Origin of the sequence: Streptomyces yatensis (assembly GCF_018069625.1) — a bacterium.
Taxonomy (GTDB): Bacteria; Actinomycetota; Actinomycetes; order Streptomycetales; family Streptomycetaceae; genus Streptomyces; species Streptomyces yatensis.
The window spans coordinates 223,303-242,701 of sequence record NZ_CP072941.1; the positions used below are offsets into that span (position 1 = coordinate 223,303).

Consider the following 19,399-nt stretch of genomic DNA (forward strand, 5'->3'; position numbering starts at 1 on the left):
GAGGTCATGCCGGTGTTGGGCGGAGGTCGCGGGTGTAGATCATCTATCAGCCTCGGCCCGTACGCGGCGGGAGGGAGTGAAGGCGTAGACGTCGAGGATGCCCGGTGGTTCGCTGATGCCCGGCCCGCCGGTGGCGATCCACGCGGTGATGTCGCCGATGGCGTCAGATCCGTTGCCCAGGCCGAGCCAGACGGGCCGCCCACCTGCTTTCCGGCCGGCGACGGAGGGCTGCACCACGATGACGTTGGCACGCTCGCACGCGTCGAGGCAGTTCGTGACCCGTACGGTCGCGGCGCCGTCCAGGGCGCTGCGCAGTTCGCGGAGTTGGGCGGCGTGGTCGAGACCGGGAACCTTGGCCTCGGTGCCGCAGCAGCAGCCGCGGCAGACGGTGACCGTGGTCCGTGCTGCTCCTGCCCGGGATGCCGGGGCGGGCGCAGTGCGGCGGGAGCGTTTGCTCATACGGCACCTCCTCGGAGGGTGCTCTTCCAGGCGGCTTCGCGGAGCAGGCGCAGGCCGTTGAGGCCGACGATGACGGTGGAGCCTTCGTGGCCGGCGACGCCGAGCGGCAGTCGGAGGGTGGCGATCAGGTCCCAGGCCACCAGGAGAGTGATGAAGATCCCGGCGATGACCAGGTTCTGCGCGACCAGGCGGCGGGCCTTGCGGGAGAGGGCCACGACCGCGGGGATCGTGGCGAGTTCGTCGCGGACGACGACGGCGTCGGCCGTCTCCAGCGCGAGGTCGGATCCGGCCTTCCCCATGGCGATGCCCATGTGCGCGGCAGCGAGAGCCGGGGCGTCGTTGACGCCGTCGCCGACGACCAGGACCTTGCGGCCTTCGGCCTCCCACTCCTTGACCGCTGTCACTTTGCCTTGCGGCAGGAGTCCGGCGCGGACGTCGGTGATGCCGACCTCGGCGGCCAGGTGGCCGGCGGCGCGTTCGTTGTCGCCGGTCAGCAGGACCGGGGTGCGGCCGGTGAGTTTGGTGAGCGCGGCCACGGTGGCCCTGGCGTCGGGGCGGAGTCGGTCGGCGATGCCCAGGACCCCGACCGGTGCTCCGTCGCGGAGGACGAGGACCGCGGTGCGGCCGTCGTCTTCGAGGGCTCCCACCACGGCGTCTGCTTGCGGGCCGCCGGTGTGGACGAGGCGGCCCGGAGCGCCGATCTGGACGGTCCGCCCGTCGATGACGGCGCTTACGCCCTGGCCGGTTGCGGAGGCGAAGTCGACCGCATCGGCGAGGTCGAGGCCGCGTTCTCGGGCGGCGTCGACAACGGCACGGGCGAGGGGATGCTCGCTGGGGTGCTCCGCCGCGGCCGCGAGCGACAGCAGCTCGTCCTCGTCCAGTCCGGTGCCGGGCAGGGGGCGGATGTCGGTGACCCGGGGGGTGCCTTCGGTGAGGGTGCCGGTCTTGTCGAGGGCGACGGCGTCGACCTGGCCCAGGCGCTCCATCACGACGGCGGACTTTGCCAGCACGCCGTGGCGTCCGGCGTTGGCGATGGCGGACAGCAGCGGCGGCATCGTGGACAGCACCACCGCGCATGGTGAAGCGACGATCATGAAGGTCATCGCCCGGAGGAGGGCGGGCTGGAGGGCCGAGCCGAAGGGGAGCGGGATCGCGAAGACGGCGAGGGTCGCGATGACCATGCCGATCGAGTACCGCTGCTCGATCTTCTCGATGAACAGCTGAGTGGGGGCCTTGGTCTCGGAGGCTTCCTCGACCATCTTCACGATCCGGGCGATCACCGAGTCCACCGGATCCCGTTCGACCCGCACGCGCAGGGCGCCGGTGCCGTTCACCGTGCCGGCGAACACCGCGTCCCCTGTCTGCTTGGCCACGGGCAGGGGCTCGCCGGTGATGGTGGCCTGGTCGACGTCGCTGGCGCCTTCCAGGACCTGCCCGTCGGCGCCGATCCGTTCGCCGGGCCGCACCAGGACCGTGTCTCCGATCTTCAGGTCCCCGGCGGGGACCGTCTCCCCCGTGCCGTCGGCCAAGAGGCGGGTCGCGGTGGAGGGGGCGAGGGCGAGCAGGCCGCGGACCGAGTCCGCGGTGCGGGCGGTCGCGACGGCTTCCAGGGCGCCGGAGGTCGCGAAGATGACGATCAGCAGTGCGCCGTCCAGGATCTGACCGATCGCGGCGGCGCCGAGGGCGGCCACCACCATCAGCAGATCCACGTCCAAAGTCTTGTCCTTGACGGCCTTCAAGCCCTCCCATCCCGGCTCCCATCCGCCTGTGATGTAGGTGGCGGTGAACAGCGACCCCCACAGCCACGCCGGGGCATCGAGCAGGTAGAGCGGGAGTGCGGCCAGGAACAGGACCAGCGCGGCGAGCGCCCACCGGGCCTCCGGCAGCGCCAGCAGCCGGGTGCGCCGCCCGGACGGGGCCGGGCGCGGCCCCGGGACAGCCCGCATGGGCCTCTGATCCAGGACAGAAGACATGACAAAGAACCCTTCACGGGCGGGCGGGGCTACACTTTCACCATACAGGAACATCTGAACAGGTCTTCATATGTTGCCGGTATGATGTCCCCCATGGGCCACGGAACCGACACCGCCAGCAGCGCCACCACCCGCGAGCGCCTCGACGCGGTCGGCACCACCGACGTGGCCTCCACCCTCCAGGCCCTCGCCACCCCTTCACGCCTCTACATCCTGGCCCGCCTCCAGGAAGGACCCTGCTCGGTGAGCGACCTCGCCGACGCGGTCGGCATGGAAGCCTCCGCCTGCTCCCACCAGCTGCGCCTGCTGCGCAACCTCGGGCTGGTCACCGGCGAACGACACGGCCGCTCGATCGTGTACGCCCTCTACGACAACCACGTCGCCGAACTCCTCGACCAGGCCCTCTACCACGTCGAGCACCTGCGCCTCGGGGTCCGCGACAGCCCGGCCGCCGCGCCCGAATCCGTCACCGCCGACTGAGACGAACAGGCCGCGGCTCTCGGGGCAGCCGTAACGGCAAAACACCGAGCGGCGACACCGGACGGTGCCGCCGCTCACGCACCGGTGACCGTCTACAGGCCGAAGGCGCCGCCCTCGACAAGGATGAGCAGGCCGATACCGCTCAGGACCAATGAGCGCAGGACGTGTCCCCAGCGGCTGAGGGCCCTGGCGATGACGGGCCGCGTGGCGAAGTACCGCCCGGCCACGATCCACACCGCGAGCGGGATGCGCCGCGCTGGCGGTATGCCGGGTGCTATCGAGTTGCCGGGGTGGTGCGGCCCCGTAGCGCCAGGGCGAGGAGGGGGCCGATGGCCAGGAAGGCTGCCAGGACGGCGAAGCCGTAGGTGAGGGCGGTGGTGGCGGCGACGGCGGCCACCAGCAGGGGGCCTCCGGCGTCGCCGAGTTCGCGGCCGAGTTCCGCCGATCCCATCGTCTGGCCCATCCGTTCCTCGGGGGTGCTGGTGGCGAGGGCGGTGAAGCCGAGCGGGGTGATCAGCCCGGTGCCCACACCGATGAGGACCGCCGCGGCGAGTACGCCGGTCACGCCGGGCAGCATCGCGCAGAGCAGGCCGACCGCGGTGATCGCGAGGCCGGCCGCGAGACCCGTACGGGTGGTGAGGCGCCCGGAGTCCAGGGCGCTCCCGGCGTACGGCTGCACGACGGCGGCGCAGGCGGCCAGGGCGGAGACGGCCGCGCCGGTGGCCACCGTGCCGAGACCGGCCGCGGCTCCCGAGACGGGAAGGAACCCGACACCGACCGACAGAGCGGCGGCGGCGCCGACCAGGGCCGCAGTGGGGGCGAGGAAGGAGCGGTCGGTCAGCCGGCGGGCGAGGTCGGCGAGGGTCTGGCGCTCCTTGGGCAGCGGCGGAACGGCCGGGACGGCGAACGTGGCCCACAGCGCGACGGCCGCGGCGAGGACTGCCATGACGGTGAACAGCAGGCGCAGCCCGCCGGCCCAGACCAGGACGCCGCCGAGGAGCGGGCCGAGGGTGTAGCCGATGGACTTGTGGAAGCCGTAACTGCCGAGTTTGGCGGCCGGGTTGAGGCGGACGACGAGTGCGGAGGCGGAGGGGGAGAACGCGGATGCGGCGGCGCCCTGGCCGAGACGGGCGGCCCACAGCCAGCCGGGGCTGTCCGCGATCGCGTAGAGGGCGGAGGCGGCGGCGAAGGAGATCAGGCCGCCGAGGAGGACGGGCTTTGCGCCGATCTTGTCGGCCAGCGAACCGAAGAGGGGCTTGAGGACGACTTCGGCGCCGTCGTAGAGGGCGAGCAGACCGCCGAGGACGAGCAGGGAGGTGACGGCGTCGCCGGAGAAGCCGCCGAGGTTGGCGGCGATGCCGTGGGCGCCGAAGGCGGTGGTGAACCCGGCCGCGTACAGGGGCCACATGGACCGTCTCGGCGCAGGGGGCCGGCCGGTGCGGGATACCTCGCTCATGCCTGGTCCCCCTGGCTGCGGTGCAGGGCGGTGAAGACGCGTTCGGCGTAGTCCTCGCAGACCGCCGTGCACTGCTTGAGGCGTTCGGCGGCCTGGGGAGCCTCGGGTGCGCCGAAAACATCGCGGGCCGTGAGGTCGCGGTGCCAGCGTCGCAGGCGGTCCAGGCTCTGCTCCTCTTCCTCCAGTTCGGCGAGGGTGAATCTGGCGTTACGGATCTCCTTGGCGATCTCCTGCTCGAACTTCCCGCAGTCGGCAAGGAACTCGGCCCAGCCGGCGCTGCGGGCAGCCGTGAACATCGCCTCGAAACCTGCTGCGTCCTCGGGTGAGCGTCCGGCCGCGTGCAGGGTCACGGCCTGACCGCCTGCCGCCTGCCGCCTGCCGCCTGCCGCCTGCCGCCTGCCGCCTGCCGCCTGCCGCCTGCCGCCTGCCGCCTGCCGCCTGCCGCCTGCCGCCTGCCGCCTGCCGCCTGCCGCCTGCCGCCTGCCGCCTGCCGCCTGCCGCCAACAATAGGGGGTGGGGGTATGGTCGAGGGTGGTTATCGGCCCGCGGCTCGAGGGCGTCTGGTGAGGGAGAGGCTGTGATGGGCACCGTGTACGCGCGCAGGCGGGCTGTTGCCCGGTTGCTGGCCGTGTGCGCGGTGCTGTTCGGCCTGTTCCTCATGCACGGTGCTCCGGCCACGGCCGCCAGTGGTTGTCACGATGCGATGCCCGTGTCCACCTCCGTGGAGCACGTCGGGCAGGCCGACAGCGGCCGTCATGGCGTTACCTCGATGTCCCCGGCCGCCACCAGCCATGCGCCGCCTCATGCCGTGCCGCAGACGGGATCCGGCGGGCACGGTGCCCAGTGTGTGGCGACCCCCGCGCGTGAGCGGCTGCTGCTGGCACCGGTGTGGGCTCTGGCGGCTGTGGCCGTCGCGGTGTCGTCCCTGGAGGTGCTGGCCGGGCGTGGGTTGGCAGCCCGGGAAGCCGGCCGACGTGGCCCACCCGGTGGCGGGCGGGAGCTGCTGCTGAGAGTCTGCATCGCGCGGAGGTGACAGGACCTCGCTCGAGCCCGGATTGGCGCGGGCTTCGGGCCACGTGTCCTGATCACCCGCGCGCCCGTACGGCGCGCACACCCCGAAAGCACTGTGTGATGTCGTTCACCTCTCGTCTCTTCTCTCGCCGTCGTGCCCTGTCCGCAGCGGGTACGGCCGTCGTCCTGGCGACGACGCTGGCGGCCTGCGGATCGTCGAAGGACTCCGACTCGTCCATGTCCGGCATGGACCACGGTTCCAAGCCCTCCGCCTCGGCCTCCGCGGCCGGTAAGGACCGTGATCACGGTTCCATGCCGGGTATGGACCACGGCAGCATGGGCGACGGTCTGGCCGACGCCAAGGACGGCTACAAGCTGACCTCCACCACCACGAAGCTCCCGGCGGGCAAGGAGGCCGCATACAGGTTCCGGATCACCGGTGAGGACGGCAAGCCGGTCACCGGCTTCGCTGTGGACCAGACGAAGCGGATGCACTTCTACGCCATCCGCTCGGACCTGACCGGCTTCCAGCACCTGCACCCCACCATGGACGACAACGGCACCTGGACCGCCGACCTCGCGGCTTTGAAGCCGGGGAAGTGGCGCGTGTACGCCTCCTTCACCCCGGACAGCGGCCCTGGCAAGGGCAAGGACTTCGTCCTCAGCCGCACCGTCACCGCTCCCGGCGACGCGCGGCGCGCCCCGCTGCCCGCCGCAGCAGGCAGCGCCGACGTCGACGGCTACACGGTCACCGTCAGGGGCGATCTCATGGCCGGCATGACCCACCCGATGACGGTCAGCGTCAGCAGGGACGGCAAGCCGGTCACCGACCTGCGGCCCTACTTGGAGACCTACGCTCACCTGACGGCCTTCCACGAGGGCGACCAGGCGTTCGCCCATCTCCACCCGCAGACCAAGGTGGAGAGCGACAAGGGCGGACCGGACCTGGCCTTCCAGGCCATGCTGCCCAAGTCCGGCAACTGGCGGCTGTTCCTGCAGTTCCAGACCGGCGGCACGCTGCACACCGCCGCGCTCACCCTGCGCGTCAGCTGATACGCCCCCGCTGGGGGCGGCACCGCGGTGCTGTCCCCCGGCGGACATTCACTGTTCCGTCGTGGTGGGCGAGCTGGTGGCCAGCATGGTGCGCATCCGGGTGATCTCGGCCGTCTGGGTGGTGACGATGTCGGCCGCCATCTTCTTGGCCGGGCCGTAGGCGCCGTGCTGTTGTTCGGTCCTGGCCATCATGTCCGGGCGTATCGACCGATCGCCTGATGAAGCCCTGGTTCAGCTCCTGACGCAGTGACGAGCACCGCGGCAGTGATGTCGCTGCCTCGACACCGAGGCCCGGCTGTATGCCTGGAGCGGCCAGCGCGACCACGTTGCCGGATCCCGGCACCATACATACTGGCGCTCCGGTTCCACGGTCATGCCGAAGTCGTCCAGAGTCGGCCGCCCCTCGGCCAGCCACCAGGCCCAGGCGGGCTCGAGCTCGTCGGCCGGACGCCGCGGCCGGCCCTGACACGCGCGGGCCTTCCCGCTGGGGAGTGTGGTGAGCGCGGCCCAGGAGACTGCGCCGTCGTGGATCCATACGTTAGCCGTCGTGGCGAACTGCAGGTGCCCATCGTCCTTCAGCGGGCGCAGGTCCCGTACGAAGGGCCGCTCGTCGTGGCGGGGCCATTCTCGAACGACCGTAGGGCGCACTCAGTGGCTGCTGAGCGGCTTGCCGTATTTCTGAGCCGTGGACAGGTTCGGGAGGCCGAGTGTGCGGGGCGAGAGGGCCGTCGAGCCGGCGGCCGAGCCGCTGCGGAAGAGCCATGCGGCGCCCAGGGAGGCGTTCTCTCCAGGGGATCCGACCGTGACATCCGGTACGCCGTCGGCGTTGCAGTCGCCCGAGGCGACCGCCGCGCCGAAGGCGTCGCCGGCCTCGGCGACGCCCGGGACACCGGGCGTGTCCTGGTTCCAGGAGACGGATGTGGCGGCGCCGCCTGCGTCGAGCAGGCCCTGAGCGCTGCCGGAGAGCAGCCAGGCGGCGCCCGCCCCCGCTTCGCTTCCGATGGCCTCACCAGGAGCACCCACGATCAGGTCGTCGCGACCGTCGCGGTTGACGTCGGCGACAGCGAGGGCGGCGCCGAAGCGGTCGCCGTCCTCGGCCACGCCCGGGACGCCCGCCGTGTCCTGGTTGAGAGTCTGGGCGCGGCTGCCGAACGAGCCGCTCGCGGGGCTTCCGTAGTGGAGGTGGATGCCGCCCCCCTTGGCGAGCTTTTCGGGGCCGCACGGGTCGTCGATGTTCTCGTCGGCGATCTCACGGCACTCGCCGAGGGCCAGGTCGTCGTGGCCGTCGCCGTCGAAGTCGCCGGCGGCCAGGGCGGTCACGCCGGCGTTGTCCGTGTTCCAGAAGTTGGCCATCTCGGACCGGTCGGCGTCCCACTTCCACAGCCGCACGTGAGACTGCGTGTTGGGGCTGCCCGCGGTCCAGTACGCCACGGCCAGGTCCGCCGTGCCGTCGCTGTCGAAGTCGCCGGTGGTCAGGACGGGGGCGCGGCCGCCCATAGGGGCGGCGACGACGGTGGTGATCATGCTGTCCTCACCCTGGATGACACGAGCGAGGACCTTGTCCGTGCCGCCGATCACGATCTCCTTGTTGTCGTCGCCCGTCAGCTCGGCTGCCGCGACCGATGTGCCGTACGCGGCCGACGGCGACGGCCCGGTCAGGACCGTCGCCCCCGGTCCCGGCCCGTCCGTCGAGCCGCCTATGGCGATGACCATGCCTGCGTCCGTACCGCGGTCGGTGACGTCCTCGCCGGGGACACCGGCGAGCAGTTCCGCGATGCCGTCGCCGTTGAGGTCCACCAGGGCCACGGATGCGCCGAAGCGGTCACCCGCCTCCGGGGCGCCGGGAACCTCGGGAGTGGCCTGGGTGACACGGATGCTCCCGTAGCCGCCGACACCCTTCGGGCCGCCCCAGACGACGTTCACATACCCGGCCTTGGCCTGGCCGCCGACGGTCCCGTCCGGGACGCCGACGGCGAGGTCCGCGTAGCCGTCGCCGTCGAAGTCGCTCGTGGCGCTACGGGGTGCGGCAGCGGTGACGCCGGACGGGAACACGAACCCGGCGGTGGCCACAGCGGCGGCTGCGATGGCGTACGTCAGGGTGCGGCAGCTGTGTGGCACGGAGGCTCCCACTCGGTCGACGGATGCGGGTCATCCGGTGTGACCACCGAAGGGCGGCGCTGGTTGCACGGAGTTCACCGGTGGTTGGCGCCGGGTTAACGGTAGGCGGACCTCGACCCGAGCGGACACGGACGGCCGACCGATGACGGCTGCCCACCAGGGCCGTCCGGGAGTCGGCATACGGGGCAGCTCGCACGCTGCCCGCACTCCAGGCAACGAGCCGGCGGCAGGGCGACCGTGCACATCGAATTGCCCCGCACGCCGAGCATGGTCTCCGCGACCACCGGATGCGGGGCGAGGTGAGGGCGCGCAGCAGTGGGTATCCACCGCGAAGTCGGCGCGACGACGGCCATACCAACCGCAGGCCTTCGACATAGCCAGCCAACCGCTCCGAATGGGCTGGCGGCAGACCGATGCCTGTAGCCCGGCGTGGCGGCCCGCCGCAGCGGCCCAGCGACGAATCATCATGACCGTCACCGTGGCCCGCCCTGCGGGGCCGAACGCTCCCCCGAGGTGTCACCCCAAAGTGGATACGCGGCAGCGATGCTCCAGCCGCCCTCGAGCACGTAGGCATATCAACCGGAGACCTCCCGCACCGACCTCCTGCTGCACGCCCTCGTGGCGTCCGGTTGCTCCAAAATTCGAACACACGATCTAATGCGAGACATGAGCCAGCACGAATTCCCCCTCGACCTCGTGGAGGCGCAGACCGCCTGGTACCGCACGTACTGGCAGCTCGCCGAATCCGGTCCGACGGCAAGCACTACGAGGAACCGCCAACGCCTGCAGGAGCTGTCGAGGCAGATCGCCGGACACCCGTACTGGTGTGGCCCCTCGGGCACACCGGCCGCGCGCATGGAGCTCAAGGAGCTCGCCCGGCGTGAGGTCAGGTGATGACAATCGCTGCCCCGAGCGGAGGCATGGTCCGTGCATCACCGCGGCGGCCGCCGACCACAGCCAGCCGCGAGGCCTCCTCACTCGCTCCAGCGGTCTGAAAACGACCGAGCACTCAGGGTGTCGGGGTGGTCAGGCCCCAGCACGCGTGCCGAGTCGACGGCGATCTCGGCGTACAGCCGTGCCGCCTCCGCATGCTCCCCGGCCTCTCCGAGTTCCCAGGCATGGAGATGGCGGCTGAGCAGGGTGTCGTAGTGGTCGGCTCCCAGCACACGCGCCCGGTCGGCAGCCAGCTCGGCATGCAGTCGCGCCGACTCCGCGTGATCCCCGGCCTCTCCGACGAAGCCGGCGTGCCGCCGGCGGGCGGCTAGGGCGTGGTGGTGGTCGGCTCCCAGGACACGTGCCCGGTCGGCCACGACCTCGGCCAGCAGACGTGCGGCCTCCGCGTGATCCCCCGCTTCCCCGAGGTTGGTGGCGTGCAGGAAGCGGGCACTCAGGGTGTCGGGGTGGTCAGGCCCCAGCACGCGTGCCCGGTCGGCGGCCAGCTCGGCGAACAACCGAGCCGCCTCCGCGTGCTCCCCCGCCGCTCCGAGCTCGCTGGCATGGTTGCCGCGGTTGCCCAGGGTGTCGGGGTGATCGGGACCCAGGACGCGTGCCGAGTCAGCTACGACCTCGGCCAGCAGACGTGCGGCCTCCGCGTGCTCCCCCGCTTCCCCGAGCTTCAAGGCGTGTCGGCGGCGGCGGCGCAGCGCGCGGGGACGGGCGGGCTGGGGCAGGCGCGCGGGGTCCTCGGTGAAGCCGGTTGTCCGGCCCGTTGGTTCGGGGGCGTCCCGTTGGGGTGTGGTGATCGTGGGCGCGGAATGGAGGAGGGGCGGCGTGAGGACGTGCTCGGTGTAGCGCGCGGTGGCGGGGGTGGCGTGTGTGTCGATGAGGGTGGTCACGGCCTCCGGCCAGAGCGGGGTGAAAGGGAAGTCGTCGGGCGCGTCCCAGTGTGCGGCGATCTGTTCGAGGAGTTGCGCGGTGGTGGGGCGGTCGGCCGGCTTCTTCGCCAGGCACGCGATGACCAGGGCGCGTACCGGGTCCGGCAGCCCGTCCAGCCGTGGCTCTCCGGTGACGACGCGGTGCAGGATGCCCAGCGGCGGGCCCTGGCCGAAAGGTTCGCTGCCGCTGGCGGCGAAGGCGAGCACGGCGCCGAGCGAGAAGACGTCGCCGGCCAGACCCACCGGCTGGTCCTCCACCTGCTCCGGCGACATGAACCCCGCGGTGCCGATCGTCGTGCCGGTCCCGGTCAGCGCGGTGCTGTCCATCGCCCGGGCGATCCCGAAGTCGATCACGCGCGGGCCGTCCGCGGCCAGCAGCACGTTCGACGGCTTGAGATCGCGGTGGAGCAGGCCCTCGGCGTGGATGGCCTGCAATGCCTCGACCAGCCCCGCCGCCAGCGGCCACAGCGCGTCCTCCGGCAGCGGGCCGGCCGTGGCTACGGCCTCGGCCAGGGACGGCCCCGGAATGTAGACCGTCGCGATCCACGGCGGATCATCCTCCGGGCCCGCCGCCACGACCGGCGCGGTGAACGCGCCACTGACCGCCCGCGCGGCGGTGACCTCCCGTTGGAAACGACGCCGGAACTTCGGCTGCACCGCCAGATGCGGATGCACGATCTTCACCGCCACCGCCCGCCCACCCGGCGACCGGCCCAGAAACACCTTCCCCATCCCCCCGGCGCCCAGCCGACCACGCAACACGAAATCGCTCACACGCACCGGATCCCCAGCCCCCAGCGGCTCCATGGCGCCCCCCTCTACCGGAACAACACACACCAACAACCAGTTCGACACCTACCCAAGCACCAATGCCGGACCGCCTAGTTCGAAACAGGCACTCAGGCCCAGCAGCCAGCCGGGGTCACGTCCTCGTCGGCCTGGCTCCACAGCTGGATATCGGTGGCGTCCATGTCGACGGCCCGTTGGCCAGTACGCGGTAGCCGGAGACGTTGGGTCCTCCCCGCAACGGACCGCGGGGTAGAGCCCAGCGGGGTCGATCACGGCCCCGTACGCCGAGGGAGCGAAGGCGGCCTGTGACGGTGGCGGACGATGCAGGCCGAGGCACTCAGTCCCACCCCGCCGGCTGACCTGGGCTTGAGGAACATCCGCCCTGGAACGTGCGGTAGCAGCAGTGGAGAGAGAGTTTGATTCCGGCCTGGTGTCGTGCGCTTTCTTTGCCTGGTCAGCGGGCCCCCACGTACCTCGGCATGCCGGTCTGGAAGGCGTCGGACTCGGCAGGACCTGCGCGACCGCTTGAGGAAATGCCGCAGGCTTGACATCCGCATATTGACGATATGCGGTCTTCTCCCAACTTGGGCCAGCTCATAGTGTGACTGGCCCGGATGGCCCGCTGGTTCTCGGCGATCATGGCCACCAAACTTCTGCCCGCAGGAGGGGGACTATGACGTTGCGCAGGACGATGGCCATGAGTGCGTCGGTGATGGCACTCATCGGCGGCATCGTGGCTATCGCCCCCACAGCCTCGGCCTACTCTTGGGCCCCGGCAGGGGCGTCGTGGAATCACACCACCTCACTCGGAGGCCCGATCAGGGAGTGCTACGCAGCCAGCTGCGATGTGGTCGTCCAAACCGACTCTGGCGTGCACTTGGACTGGGACCACTATGCCGTTAACGGGTCCGGCAACCGCTGGTATTACGTCCGGTACATACTCGGCAACGGCACCCCACACACCGTCTACGGCTGGATCTACTGCGGCAACGTCACCGCTCCCTGCTGAAACCGCACTGACCGGGCAAGTCCGGCCATCCGAGGTGGGGCCCGGTTTCGTCGCCGTGCAGATCCGTGCGCCCTTCGTGTTGGCCGCCGCGATCAGTTTCGGCGCGCTCGAGCGCAGCTTGGTGCCGCAGGACGGGGCGTCGGGGACGACATCCAGGCGCCCGGTATCCACGTCGAACGCGACCGCGCAGGCTGGGCCGGTGAGTTCGGGCGCGGCCGCGGCGAGGATGTCGTCGAACCGGGCGAGGACGCCGCCGGCGGCGGCCGGGGCGACCATGCCGCGTTCGGTCATCATCATCGTGATCGCGGTGCCGAGTCCGAGCGGCTCGCGGCCGTCCCGCCGGCCCGGCCCCTCGATGGCGGCACGGCCGGAGCGGTGATCGCATGACCACCGAGCCGAGCGGCGTCGACCTCGCACGCCAGGCACTGGTCGCCGCCCGCGAGCAGGCGAAGAACAACCGCGGCCACCGCAAGCAGAAGCCGAAGCGGGCGCACCGGCCAGGCCGTACGGCGCGCTCGCGCAGCCGGTCCCCCACTGAGACGCCGCGGCCGTCTCGGTCGCGGCCTGCTCGCGCAGCTGCTCCAGCCGCGTCGCCAGGAGGTACTGGGCGGTACGTTCCCGGGCGGCGTCGGCTGCCTTCATCGCGGCGGCAACCGCGTCCGCGCCATTCGGGTTCGCGCGGAACCAGCGGCGGTTCTGCTCGGTCGCATACGCCCGCCGTGCCTCCGCCTCGGCTTCCTCGGTCTGGCCCATCATCGCCAGGGCGCACCGCCGGTACTCCGGTGCCGCCTGCCACGCCGCCTGGAGCGCGGCGAAGGCGAGCCCGGCCGCCGTCGCAGCCGGCTCCGTGTCCAGCTCGCCGGGCTCCATCAGCGCCATGAACTCGCTCCGGGTGGTGGCGATGTCGGTCTCCAGAGACGCCCTCACGCGGGCGGTGACGTCGTCCGCTCCTCCTGGTCGGCGGGACCAGGTGGCGACGGCCATCCCGGCCTCCACGATCAGGGCCTCGGTCCGCCGCCGGCAACCGCACGCCTTACACAACCCGGCCACCCGCTCCCCACCCGCAGTCCTCACACGGCAACGCCTGCCGGATCGCGTCGGCGGCGGCCGCGGCCGCGCGTTCGCACTCCGCCCGGTCCTGAGCATCTGCACGAGCCACCTCCCGCTCTTCCGGGCCGACCGAGCCTGGGTAAGCCGCTGGTCGGGCGGCTTACCCAGGTCAGGGACGGTCAGTACAGTTGGGCGGCCGCAGCCCACCGGACAAGAGGAGCCGCCGGGCCACCCGGCCGGGTGCACCCGTCACGGACCACGGTCAGGAGGGCCGATCCGGCGAGCCGAGCACGCCACGCTCGCGAAGGTGAGCGAGGTGCTCCAGCCCGCCGGGCCGGTACAGCGGCGCCGCCTCGATGTCGGCTTCGGCGGCGCTCATCCGGCGGGTGCCGCTCGCATCGAGCTGGGCGACGGCAGGAGAGGGTTGCGGCTGCGGGCCGTGGCCGAGCGGCCGGCGCGTACGCCGACGTCAGTCTGTGGGTCGGCGTCGGCATCAACCATAAAGAGAGCGCGGCGAGCTTCGCCGTCCCGATGGGGCGGTGAAGTTGAGAGCCTGTCATTTTTTGCCGTCGGAGCTCTTGTGAGAGGTACCCACCTTCATTACTTTCCAGTAGGTGGCGCCCCGACGATGACAGACCCCCACCTCCCATGGAGTGACCATGTCTCCCGAGCACCGTGGCTCCACCCGAATGATTCTCTCCCTCGCCGCCGCCGTGGCGCTGGCCGTGACCGGCTCCACGGCGGTGAGCGCCTCCGCACAGCCGAAGGCGGCCGAGCTGCGGGAGGTGATGTTCGTGGGCAACAACTGGGACGGCACCGCCGACGTCATCAAGTCCACCGGCGACTTGGCCAGGATCGGCCGGATCAACGTCATACCGGACAAGGACCAGCGGCTCACCGAGATCTACCTCAACCCCATAAAACTTGCCTTCTTCCTCGGGATCCGGCTGGGGCCGGGTGAAGGGCACGACCAGTTCGTGGACGACATGTACTCGACCCCGGACGGCTCCGCCATCGTCGTCTCCCGGCCCAGCTTCGCCGATGTTGTCTCGATCGACGTCGCGACGGGCAAGGTCAACTGGCGCTTCCCCGTATCGGGATTCCGCGCGGACCACATGGCCGTGTCCCCCGACGGCAAACGCGTCGCGGTGTCGGCTTCGACCTCGAACACGGTGCATGTCCTCGACATCGAGACAGGGAAGCAGCTGGGTTCGTTCTCCGCCGGTGACAAGCCCCATGAGAACGTCTTCACCGACGGCGGCAAGTATCTCTGGAACATGTCGATCGGTGAGGTCAACACCGACCTGGACGATCCGTCGATGGACTGGACGAAGGGCGACCGGCACATCACCGTGGTCGACACCGACACCTATCGGCAGGTCAAGGTCATCGACATGCGCGAACGGCTCGACGCCTTCGGCCGCAAGGACCTGTCCGACGCCGTCCGGCCGGTTGCCTTCACCCCGGACGAGTCCAAGCTCTACTTCCAGGTGTCCTTCTTCAACGGGTTCCTGGAGTACGACGTGGCCAAGGACAAGATCACCCGCTCGAAGACCCTCCCGAAGAACCCGGCGACCAGTGAGGATCGCACCACCTGGGTCAATGACTCCCGCCACCACGGCCTGTCGATGAGCCCCGACGGCAAGAAGCTGTGCGTGGCCGGGACGATGGACGACTACGCGACCGTCGTGGACCGGGAATCGCTCCAAGAGGGCCCCCTGGTGCCGACCTCGAAGCCGTACTGGGCGACCGTGAGCGGCGACGGCACCTCGTGCGTCGTCTCCGAGAGCGGTGCCGACCGGGTCACCGCGATCGACTTCGCGACGGGCGAGAAGACCGCGTCCGTGTCGGTCGGCGACCACCCGCAGCGGGTGCGCATCGGCCATGTGGCCGCCGACTGGACCGGACCGTCGGCCTCCTAGGTCGTGTCCGCAAAGTCGGGGCGGCCACAGTCGTAGGCAGGCGAGGGTGACCAGGGGCTTGGTAGTGGCGGGCGCGTTTGTCGTAGCGGGTGGCCAGGGCCTTGTTGTGCTTGAGCCTGTTGAAGCAGCGCTCGACGACGTTGCGGCGCCGGTAGGCGGCCCGGTCGAGCCGGCAGCGCCTCTCGCTTCGGCGGGTGTGGCCGTTGATCTGGTCGATCGGCTCGGGGATGGCCGCCTTGATGCCGCGTCCGCGCGGGTAGGAGCGGATCTTCATGAACGAGTAGCCCTTGTCCGCGGCAACCCGCTCGGGCCGGGTCCTGGGGCGGCCGGGCCCGCACCGGCTGATGCTGATGCGGGCCATGACGTGCTCGAACTGGGTGCGGTCGTTGATGTTGCCGGCGGTGATGGTGAAGGCGAGCGGCCGGCCCTGGCCGTCGCAGGCGAGGTGGATCTTCGTGGTCAGCCCGCCACGGGACCGGCCGATCGCCTCGCCCGGCCAGGGTCCCTTTTCGGGCCCCGGCCGCATGCTGGTGGGCCCGCACGGTCGTCGAGTCGATGCACACGACCGTCCAGTCGACCGTGCCGACGGCGTCGCAATGCTGCTGGACGTGCGCCAGCAGCCGGTCCCAGGTGCCGTCAGCCGACCAGGCGCCGGAAGCGTTCGTAAACCGTCTTCCACGGCCCGTAGCGTTCGGACAGGTCCCGCCAGGCCGCACCGGTGGACAGCTTCCACAGGATCCCGTTGACCACCTGACGGCGATCCCGCACCGGACGGCCCATCCGCGACGGAGCCAGTAACGGCCACCGAAACCAGAAGGCCCTCACCCCGTTCAAGCACCCCTCACGGCGCGTCGCCCGTCACCAACCTCTCCGGACAGCACATCTAGGCCTTCAGGCGGTCCCGGCGAAGGTCGAGGGGCTGCCGTCGAAGGCGAAACGCCTGGCCGAACGAGAGTGGGCACTCCAGGGCAGCCAGGGCCTGCGTCCCTTCCGGGACCCGGACGCCGTCGAGGACGCCGAGGACGAATTGGTCGATACGGCCGGCCTTGAGTCGTGTGCGCGAGTGTCGGCGTCATTCGTCCGTTCGGGATGCGCCGCCGTCCCATCCGCCAGAGAAATAGTAGCCATGGACATAGTAGCCTCGGCATGAGCAAGGTTCCACCCGGCCCCACACCCGGCTACCTGGTATGGCGGCTCGCCAACAAGTGGCGCGTCGCGGTCGATCGCACGCTGGCTCCGCTGGGCCTCACCCACGCGCAGTACGTGCTGGTCGCGTCGCTGCACGGCATGCAGCGCAGCGGCGAGCGGCCCAGCCAGCGCCGACTCGCCGACCACACCGGTCTGGAGGCGCTGTACGTCTCGAAGCTGGCGCGTGCCCTGGAGTCGGCCGGGCTGATCGAGCGCACCCGCGATCCCCGCGACCCGCGCGCCGTGCAGCTCGCCCTCACCGAGCAGGGCCAGGCCATCACGCGGCAGGCCATCACTGTGGTCCAGACACTGCTTGAGCAGTTGCTGGAGCCGCTCGGCGGCCTCGACGCCCCGCGGACGCGCGCGTTCACCGACGAGCTGACGACCCTGCTCGACGCACCTCTCACCCCATCCGTACCGAATGACGACAGCACTCAGGGGAGAACACCATGACCACCACCGCATCCACCACCACCGCACCCGTCGCCGACGCCCGCGCCCTAGCCCTGGCCCACTACGCCGCCCGTGGCGTCCTGGAGCACGTCCTGGCCCGGCACGGCATCACTTTCCAGCAGCAGATCGCCCTGCGCGCCGCACTCACCACCGACGTCCCGCAGACGCCGGACGACATCGTCACCCAGGTCCAGGGCTCCCTCAAGGCCGATCCTGCCGACGTCCGCGCCACTCTCGACGAGCTGCTGGCCAAGCAGCTGCTCGTCGCGGACGGCGCGCACCTTCGCCCCACGGATGCAGGGCGCGAGCTGACGGCCGCCGTCGGCGCGGAGACCGCCCCCCCTCAGCGCCCGCGTCTGGGGCGGGATACCCGCCGCGGACCTGGCCGCCGCCGGCCGCGTCCTCGCCCTGGTCACCGAGCGCGCCAACGCGGAGCTTGCGGCGCTGACCGCCTGACCGCCCGACCGGCGGCCAGCCACCCGGCTTCACCAAAAGACCCATCGATTCCTGAAGATCGCTCTGCAGGGCGGCCCAGTGGTAGATGCGCGGGCCCTTGGCGCCGTCACCGCACGAGCGTCGCTCCCACGCTTCGTCAGGCGCCTGGGCGAAGAGGCGGTCGATGCGTCCGAGGTGCGGCACCTGCTGGGACTTGGGGACCGCGAGCACATACCCCAGGCCGGTCTCCTCCAGCATGAGGCGCAGCCGCCACTCCTGGCCGTAGGCGGCGTCCGCGGTCACCCAGGCGATCGGCGGTGGCAAGGCCATCGCCCACAGCGCCATGGCCTTGGCCAATCCAGCTTGGTGGCGAAGGCCCGATCGTCCGGGGATGTGGGCGGCGCGGCAGCGGTCACGGTCGTCGGTCGAGGACTTGGGCAGGTACAACTCCCGGTCCACCAGGGCGCGTCCGCCGGTGGTGGCGTAGGCGGCGAACACGCCGATCTGGCAGTTCTCGGTGCGGCCGGCGGTGCCGGAGTGCCGACGCTGCACGCCGGCCGAGGTGGTGCCTTTCTTGAGGAAGCCGGCGTCGTCGAGGATGAGAATCCCGTCGGGTTCGTCGAGCCGTTCGGCTACGTAGTGCCGGAGGTCGTCGCGGGGGTCATCGGCGTCCCAGCGGGCGCCGTTGAGGAGCCGCTGGAGGCGGCCGGGTGTGCGGTGTCCGGTGCATTCGGCCAGATGCCAGCCGTCTTTGCGGCCGACCGGGCCCAGCAGCCCACGGATGTAGTCACGCGTCCTGCGGCGCGGCTCGGCGCGCCTGAAGCGGTGGCCGGTACGCAGGAACAGTTCGTCGAACTTGTCGTTTCCAGCTCTCAACTGCATGCTCGCCGACCACGCCGGCAGGCTGCCCGGACCCCTGCCACTATCAGCGGCGACTGCACACGATCGGGGGGCGGCCCGGGAAAGCGACCACAGGCCGACAACCAGCCCACTACACTCGCCCAAACCGCCCCTGACCAGGGAAAGTGTCAACATACTGCTGCAGTATCAGGATCTGTCCGGCGGATCAGGGTCTGATAGGTCCAGTAGGTTGGCAGCATGTCTTCCGTACTTGTGGTTGGTTACGATCCGCAGGCGATACCGGGCGTCGATGCGGAAGCCCTCCGCACCGCCCTGGACAAGGAACTGGCACGGTTCGGTGAGCACGGCATCGACGCGGCCATGGCCTTGGTCGTGTTCGACCAGTCGGCTGAGTCCACACTCGTAGCATCGTTGGCCCAACGCCGGTGGGACGTAATCGTCGTCGGGGGCGGTATTCGCAAGACCGAGCCACTGCTTCCACTCTTCGAACAGATCGTGAATCTGATCCGCCAGCACGCGCCTCATGCTGCCATTGCGTTCAACACCAGTGGCGAAGACAGTGTCGAAGCGGCTCAGCGCTGGCTGTGAGGGCGATCTGACGGATCGCGCTGGGAGCTCCAGCCGGTCTTGGCGGGTCCCTCGGCTCGTGAGCGGGTGCCCGCGAGGCGGTAGGAGTCGGTGCCGGTCTCGATGGTGGTGCCGTTGAAGGTGAGCCGGTCGACGATGGCCGCGCAGCGACGGAGGTCGGCATCAGCTGGGTCGCCCATGCCGCTATGACCGCACGCAAGGGGGTGAGGGACGGTCATGCCGGGCGTCCCCCACCGTTCACGTGGTCATCGTCCCCGGTGGACACATTGCCTGAGGACAACCGCGCCCGCGGCAACTAAGAGAGTCAGGCCCGTGGTCGGCCCTTCAGGTACAAAGCCGGCCAGGTGAGCCGCTTCCACGCAGGAGAGACCGAAGAACGCTGCCGTGGCGCGTGATGGCCGCCGGAATCGGAACAGGTCCGGTTCCTCTTGCGTGGCGAGCCCCGGACGTCCTGACACCATGGATACCTCCGTCGTAGTCGTTGGTCGCACTGGCGATACGCGGCATCAATGGGGCCGTCCCTGCCAGGGGGGGGCGGCCCCCTTCCGCGTCGGCGCGGAGTCAGAGGAAGAGCTCGAGCCCATGCTTGTAGCGGCTGGTCCGGGTCTCCCCTTGTCCGGCTGCGATCAGGATGCGGGCAGGATACGACGGTGGAAATTGAAGCGCGTGCCACTCTCGGC

General features: G+C 70.7%; 17 protein-coding genes and 3 pseudogenes. 8 read left to right on the forward strand and 12 right to left on the reverse strand.

Features of this window, described 5'->3' with window-relative positions; genetic code table 11:
* Positions 1–39: 39 nt before the first annotated feature.
* Both J8403_RS01075 and J8403_RS01080 read right to left on the reverse strand, forming a co-directional pair.
* Positions 40–459: a (2Fe-2S) ferredoxin domain-containing protein gene (locus tag J8403_RS01075; RefSeq protein ID WP_211121388.1), complete on the reverse strand. Its 420-nt coding sequence runs from the start codon at positions 457–459 to the stop codon at positions 40–42.
* Positions 456–2,432 (reverse strand): heavy metal translocating P-type ATPase, encoded by a 1,977-nt coding sequence (locus J8403_RS01080; protein ID WP_281427894.1) that lies wholly within the window; start codon positions 2,430–2,432, stop codon positions 456–458. Before J8403_RS01080 ends, J8403_RS01075 begins: the two co-directional genes overlap by 4 nt.
* A gap of 93 nt (positions 2,433–2,525) precedes the next feature.
* On the opposite strand from J8403_RS01080, the gene J8403_RS01085 reads away from it, so the two are divergent.
* Positions 2,526–2,912 (forward strand): ArsR/SmtB family transcription factor, encoded by a 387-nt coding sequence (locus J8403_RS01085; protein ID WP_211121390.1) that lies wholly within the window; start codon positions 2,526–2,528, stop codon positions 2,910–2,912.
* 92 nt (positions 2,913–3,004) lie between these two features.
* Here the strand turns inward: J8403_RS01085 and J8403_RS44250 are convergent, their stop codons facing one another.
* Genes J8403_RS44250 through J8403_RS01100 form a run of 3 tightly spaced genes read right to left on the reverse strand, consistent with a single transcriptional unit; the run spans position 3,005 to position 4,907 of the window.
* Positions 3,005–3,139 (reverse strand): hypothetical protein, encoded by a 135-nt coding sequence (locus J8403_RS44250; protein WP_281427895.1) that lies wholly within the window; start codon positions 3,137–3,139, stop codon positions 3,005–3,007.
* Positions 3,140–3,186: 47 nt separating this feature from the next.
* Complete coding sequence (locus J8403_RS01095; RefSeq protein WP_211128022.1) at positions 3,187–4,320, reverse strand: MFS transporter; 1,134 nt, start codon at positions 4,318–4,320, stop codon at positions 3,187–3,189.
* A gap of 44 nt (positions 4,321–4,364) precedes the next feature.
* On the reverse strand, positions 4,365–4,907 hold the full coding sequence (locus tag J8403_RS01100) for a Chromate resistance protein ChrB (RefSeq protein ID WP_343245359.1): 543 nt from the start codon (positions 4,905–4,907) through the stop codon (positions 4,365–4,367).
* 41 nt (positions 4,908–4,948) lie between these two features.
* Between J8403_RS01100 and J8403_RS01105 the strand changes: the two genes are divergently transcribed.
* Both J8403_RS01105 and J8403_RS01110 read left to right on the forward strand, forming a co-directional pair.
* Positions 4,949–5,401 (forward strand): hypothetical protein, encoded by a 453-nt coding sequence (locus J8403_RS01105; protein ID WP_211121391.1) that lies wholly within the window; start codon positions 4,949–4,951, stop codon positions 5,399–5,401.
* A gap of 98 nt (positions 5,402–5,499) precedes the next feature.
* Positions 5,500–6,432, forward strand: coding sequence for a hypothetical protein (locus J8403_RS01110; protein WP_211121392.1), 933 nt, complete (start codon positions 5,500–5,502; stop codon positions 6,430–6,432).
* Positions 6,433–6,480: 48 nt separating this feature from the next.
* Here the strand turns inward: J8403_RS01110 and J8403_RS01115 are convergent, their stop codons facing one another.
* Both J8403_RS01115 and J8403_RS01120 read right to left on the reverse strand, forming a co-directional pair.
* Positions 6,481–6,624: a DUF305 domain-containing protein gene (locus J8403_RS01115; RefSeq protein WP_211121393.1), complete on the reverse strand. Its 144-nt coding sequence runs from the start codon at positions 6,622–6,624 to the stop codon at positions 6,481–6,483.
* A 456-nt stretch (positions 6,625–7,080) separates the two neighbouring features.
* Entirely contained in the window at positions 7,081–8,550 is a 1,470-nt protein-coding gene (locus tag J8403_RS01120) for an FG-GAP repeat protein (RefSeq protein WP_246585628.1), read from the reverse strand.
* 666 nt (positions 8,551–9,216) lie between these two features.
* Here J8403_RS01120 and J8403_RS01125 point away from each other — a divergent pair.
* Entirely contained in the window at positions 9,217–9,444 is a 228-nt protein-coding gene (locus J8403_RS01125) for a hypothetical protein (protein WP_425519737.1), read from the forward strand.
* Between the two features lie 80 nt (positions 9,445–9,524).
* On the opposite strand, the gene J8403_RS01130 is transcribed toward J8403_RS01125, so the two are convergent.
* A complete protein-coding gene (locus J8403_RS01130) occupies positions 9,525–11,231 on the reverse strand; it encodes a serine/threonine-protein kinase (RefSeq protein WP_211121395.1) in 1,707 nt (568 codons plus the stop codon).
* A 784-nt stretch (positions 11,232–12,015) separates the two neighbouring features.
* A complete protein-coding gene (locus tag J8403_RS43355) occupies positions 12,016–13,206 on the reverse strand; it encodes a hypothetical protein (protein WP_246585629.1) in 1,191 nt (396 codons plus the stop codon).
* A 725-nt stretch (positions 13,207–13,931) separates the two neighbouring features.
* On the opposite strand from J8403_RS43355, the gene J8403_RS01145 reads away from it, so the two are divergent.
* Positions 13,932–15,194, forward strand: coding sequence for an outer membrane protein assembly factor BamB family protein (locus J8403_RS01145; RefSeq protein ID WP_211121396.1), 1,263 nt, complete (start codon positions 13,932–13,934; stop codon positions 15,192–15,194).
* An 18-nt stretch (positions 15,195–15,212) separates the two neighbouring features.
* Here J8403_RS01145 and J8403_RS01150 read toward each other — a convergent pair.
* Positions 15,213–15,974: pseudogene (locus J8403_RS01150) on the reverse strand (IS5 family transposase); the annotation flags it as partial.
* Positions 15,975–16,340: 366 nt separating this feature from the next.
* Here J8403_RS01150 and J8403_RS01155 point away from each other — a divergent pair.
* Together J8403_RS01155 and J8403_RS43360 are read left to right on the forward strand one after the other, a co-directional pair.
* Complete coding sequence (locus J8403_RS01155) at positions 16,341–16,835, forward strand: MarR family winged helix-turn-helix transcriptional regulator (RefSeq protein ID WP_211121397.1); 495 nt, start codon at positions 16,341–16,343, stop codon at positions 16,833–16,835.
* Positions 16,832–17,291, forward strand: a pseudogene (locus J8403_RS43360) (MarR family transcriptional regulator). Before J8403_RS01155 ends, J8403_RS43360 begins: the two are co-directional and overlap by 4 nt.
* 69 nt (positions 17,292–17,360) lie before the next feature.
* Here the strand turns inward: J8403_RS43360 and J8403_RS01160 are convergent.
* Positions 17,361–18,152: pseudogene (locus tag J8403_RS01160) on the reverse strand (IS701 family transposase); the annotation flags it as partial.
* Between the two features lie 216 nt (positions 18,153–18,368).
* Here J8403_RS01160 and J8403_RS01165 point away from each other — a divergent pair.
* Entirely contained in the window at positions 18,369–18,719 is a 351-nt protein-coding gene (locus J8403_RS01165) for a hypothetical protein (RefSeq protein ID WP_211121399.1), read from the forward strand.
* On the opposite strand, the gene J8403_RS01170 is transcribed toward J8403_RS01165, so the two are convergent.
* Positions 18,704–18,898: a hypothetical protein gene (locus J8403_RS01170; RefSeq protein WP_211121400.1), complete on the reverse strand. Its 195-nt coding sequence runs from the start codon at positions 18,896–18,898 to the stop codon at positions 18,704–18,706. The genes J8403_RS01165 and J8403_RS01170 overlap by 16 nt on opposite strands.
* Between the last annotated feature and the right edge of the window lie 501 nt (positions 18,899–19,399).

Excerpts from the sequence above, each read along its gene's own strand:
- J8403_RS01075 (WP_211121388.1), bottom strand. The coding sequence starts at position 459 with ATGAGCAAACGCTCCCGCCGCACTGCGCCCGCCCCGGCATCCCGGGCA.
- J8403_RS01080 (WP_281427894.1), bottom strand. The coding sequence starts at position 2,432 with ATGTCTTCTGTCCTGGATCAGAGGCCCATGCGGGCTGTCCCGGGGCCG.
- J8403_RS01085 (WP_211121390.1), top strand. The coding sequence starts at position 2,526 with ATGGGCCACGGAACCGACACCGCCAGCAGCGCCACCACCCGCGAGCGC.
- J8403_RS01095 (WP_211128022.1), bottom strand. The coding sequence starts at position 4,320 with ATGTGGCCCCTGTACGCGGCCGGGTTCACCACCGCCTTCGGCGCCCAC.
- J8403_RS01105 (WP_211121391.1), top strand. The coding sequence starts at position 4,949 with ATGGGCACCGTGTACGCGCGCAGGCGGGCTGTTGCCCGGTTGCTGGCC.
- J8403_RS01110 (WP_211121392.1), top strand. The coding sequence starts at position 5,500 with ATGTCGTTCACCTCTCGTCTCTTCTCTCGCCGTCGTGCCCTGTCCGCA.
- J8403_RS01115 (WP_211121393.1), bottom strand. The coding sequence starts at position 6,624 with ATGATGGCCAGGACCGAACAACAGCACGGCGCCTACGGCCCGGCCAAG.
- J8403_RS01125 (WP_425519737.1), top strand. The coding sequence starts at position 9,217 with ATGAGCCAGCACGAATTCCCCCTCGACCTCGTGGAGGCGCAGACCGCC.
- J8403_RS01130 (WP_211121395.1), bottom strand. The coding sequence starts at position 11,231 with ATGGAGCCGCTGGGGGCTGGGGATCCGGTGCGTGTGAGCGATTTCGTG.
- J8403_RS43355 (WP_246585629.1), bottom strand. The coding sequence starts at position 13,206 with ATGGCCGTCGCCACCTGGTCCCGCCGACCAGGAGGAGCGGACGACGTC.
- J8403_RS01145 (WP_211121396.1), top strand. The coding sequence starts at position 13,932 with ATGTCTCCCGAGCACCGTGGCTCCACCCGAATGATTCTCTCCCTCGCC.
- J8403_RS01155 (WP_211121397.1), top strand. The coding sequence starts at position 16,341 with ATGAGCAAGGTTCCACCCGGCCCCACACCCGGCTACCTGGTATGGCGG.
- J8403_RS01165 (WP_211121399.1), top strand. The coding sequence starts at position 18,369 with ATGTCTTCCGTACTTGTGGTTGGTTACGATCCGCAGGCGATACCGGGC.
- J8403_RS01170 (WP_211121400.1), bottom strand. The coding sequence starts at position 18,898 with ATGGGCGACCCAGCTGATGCCGACCTCCGTCGCTGCGCGGCCATCGTC.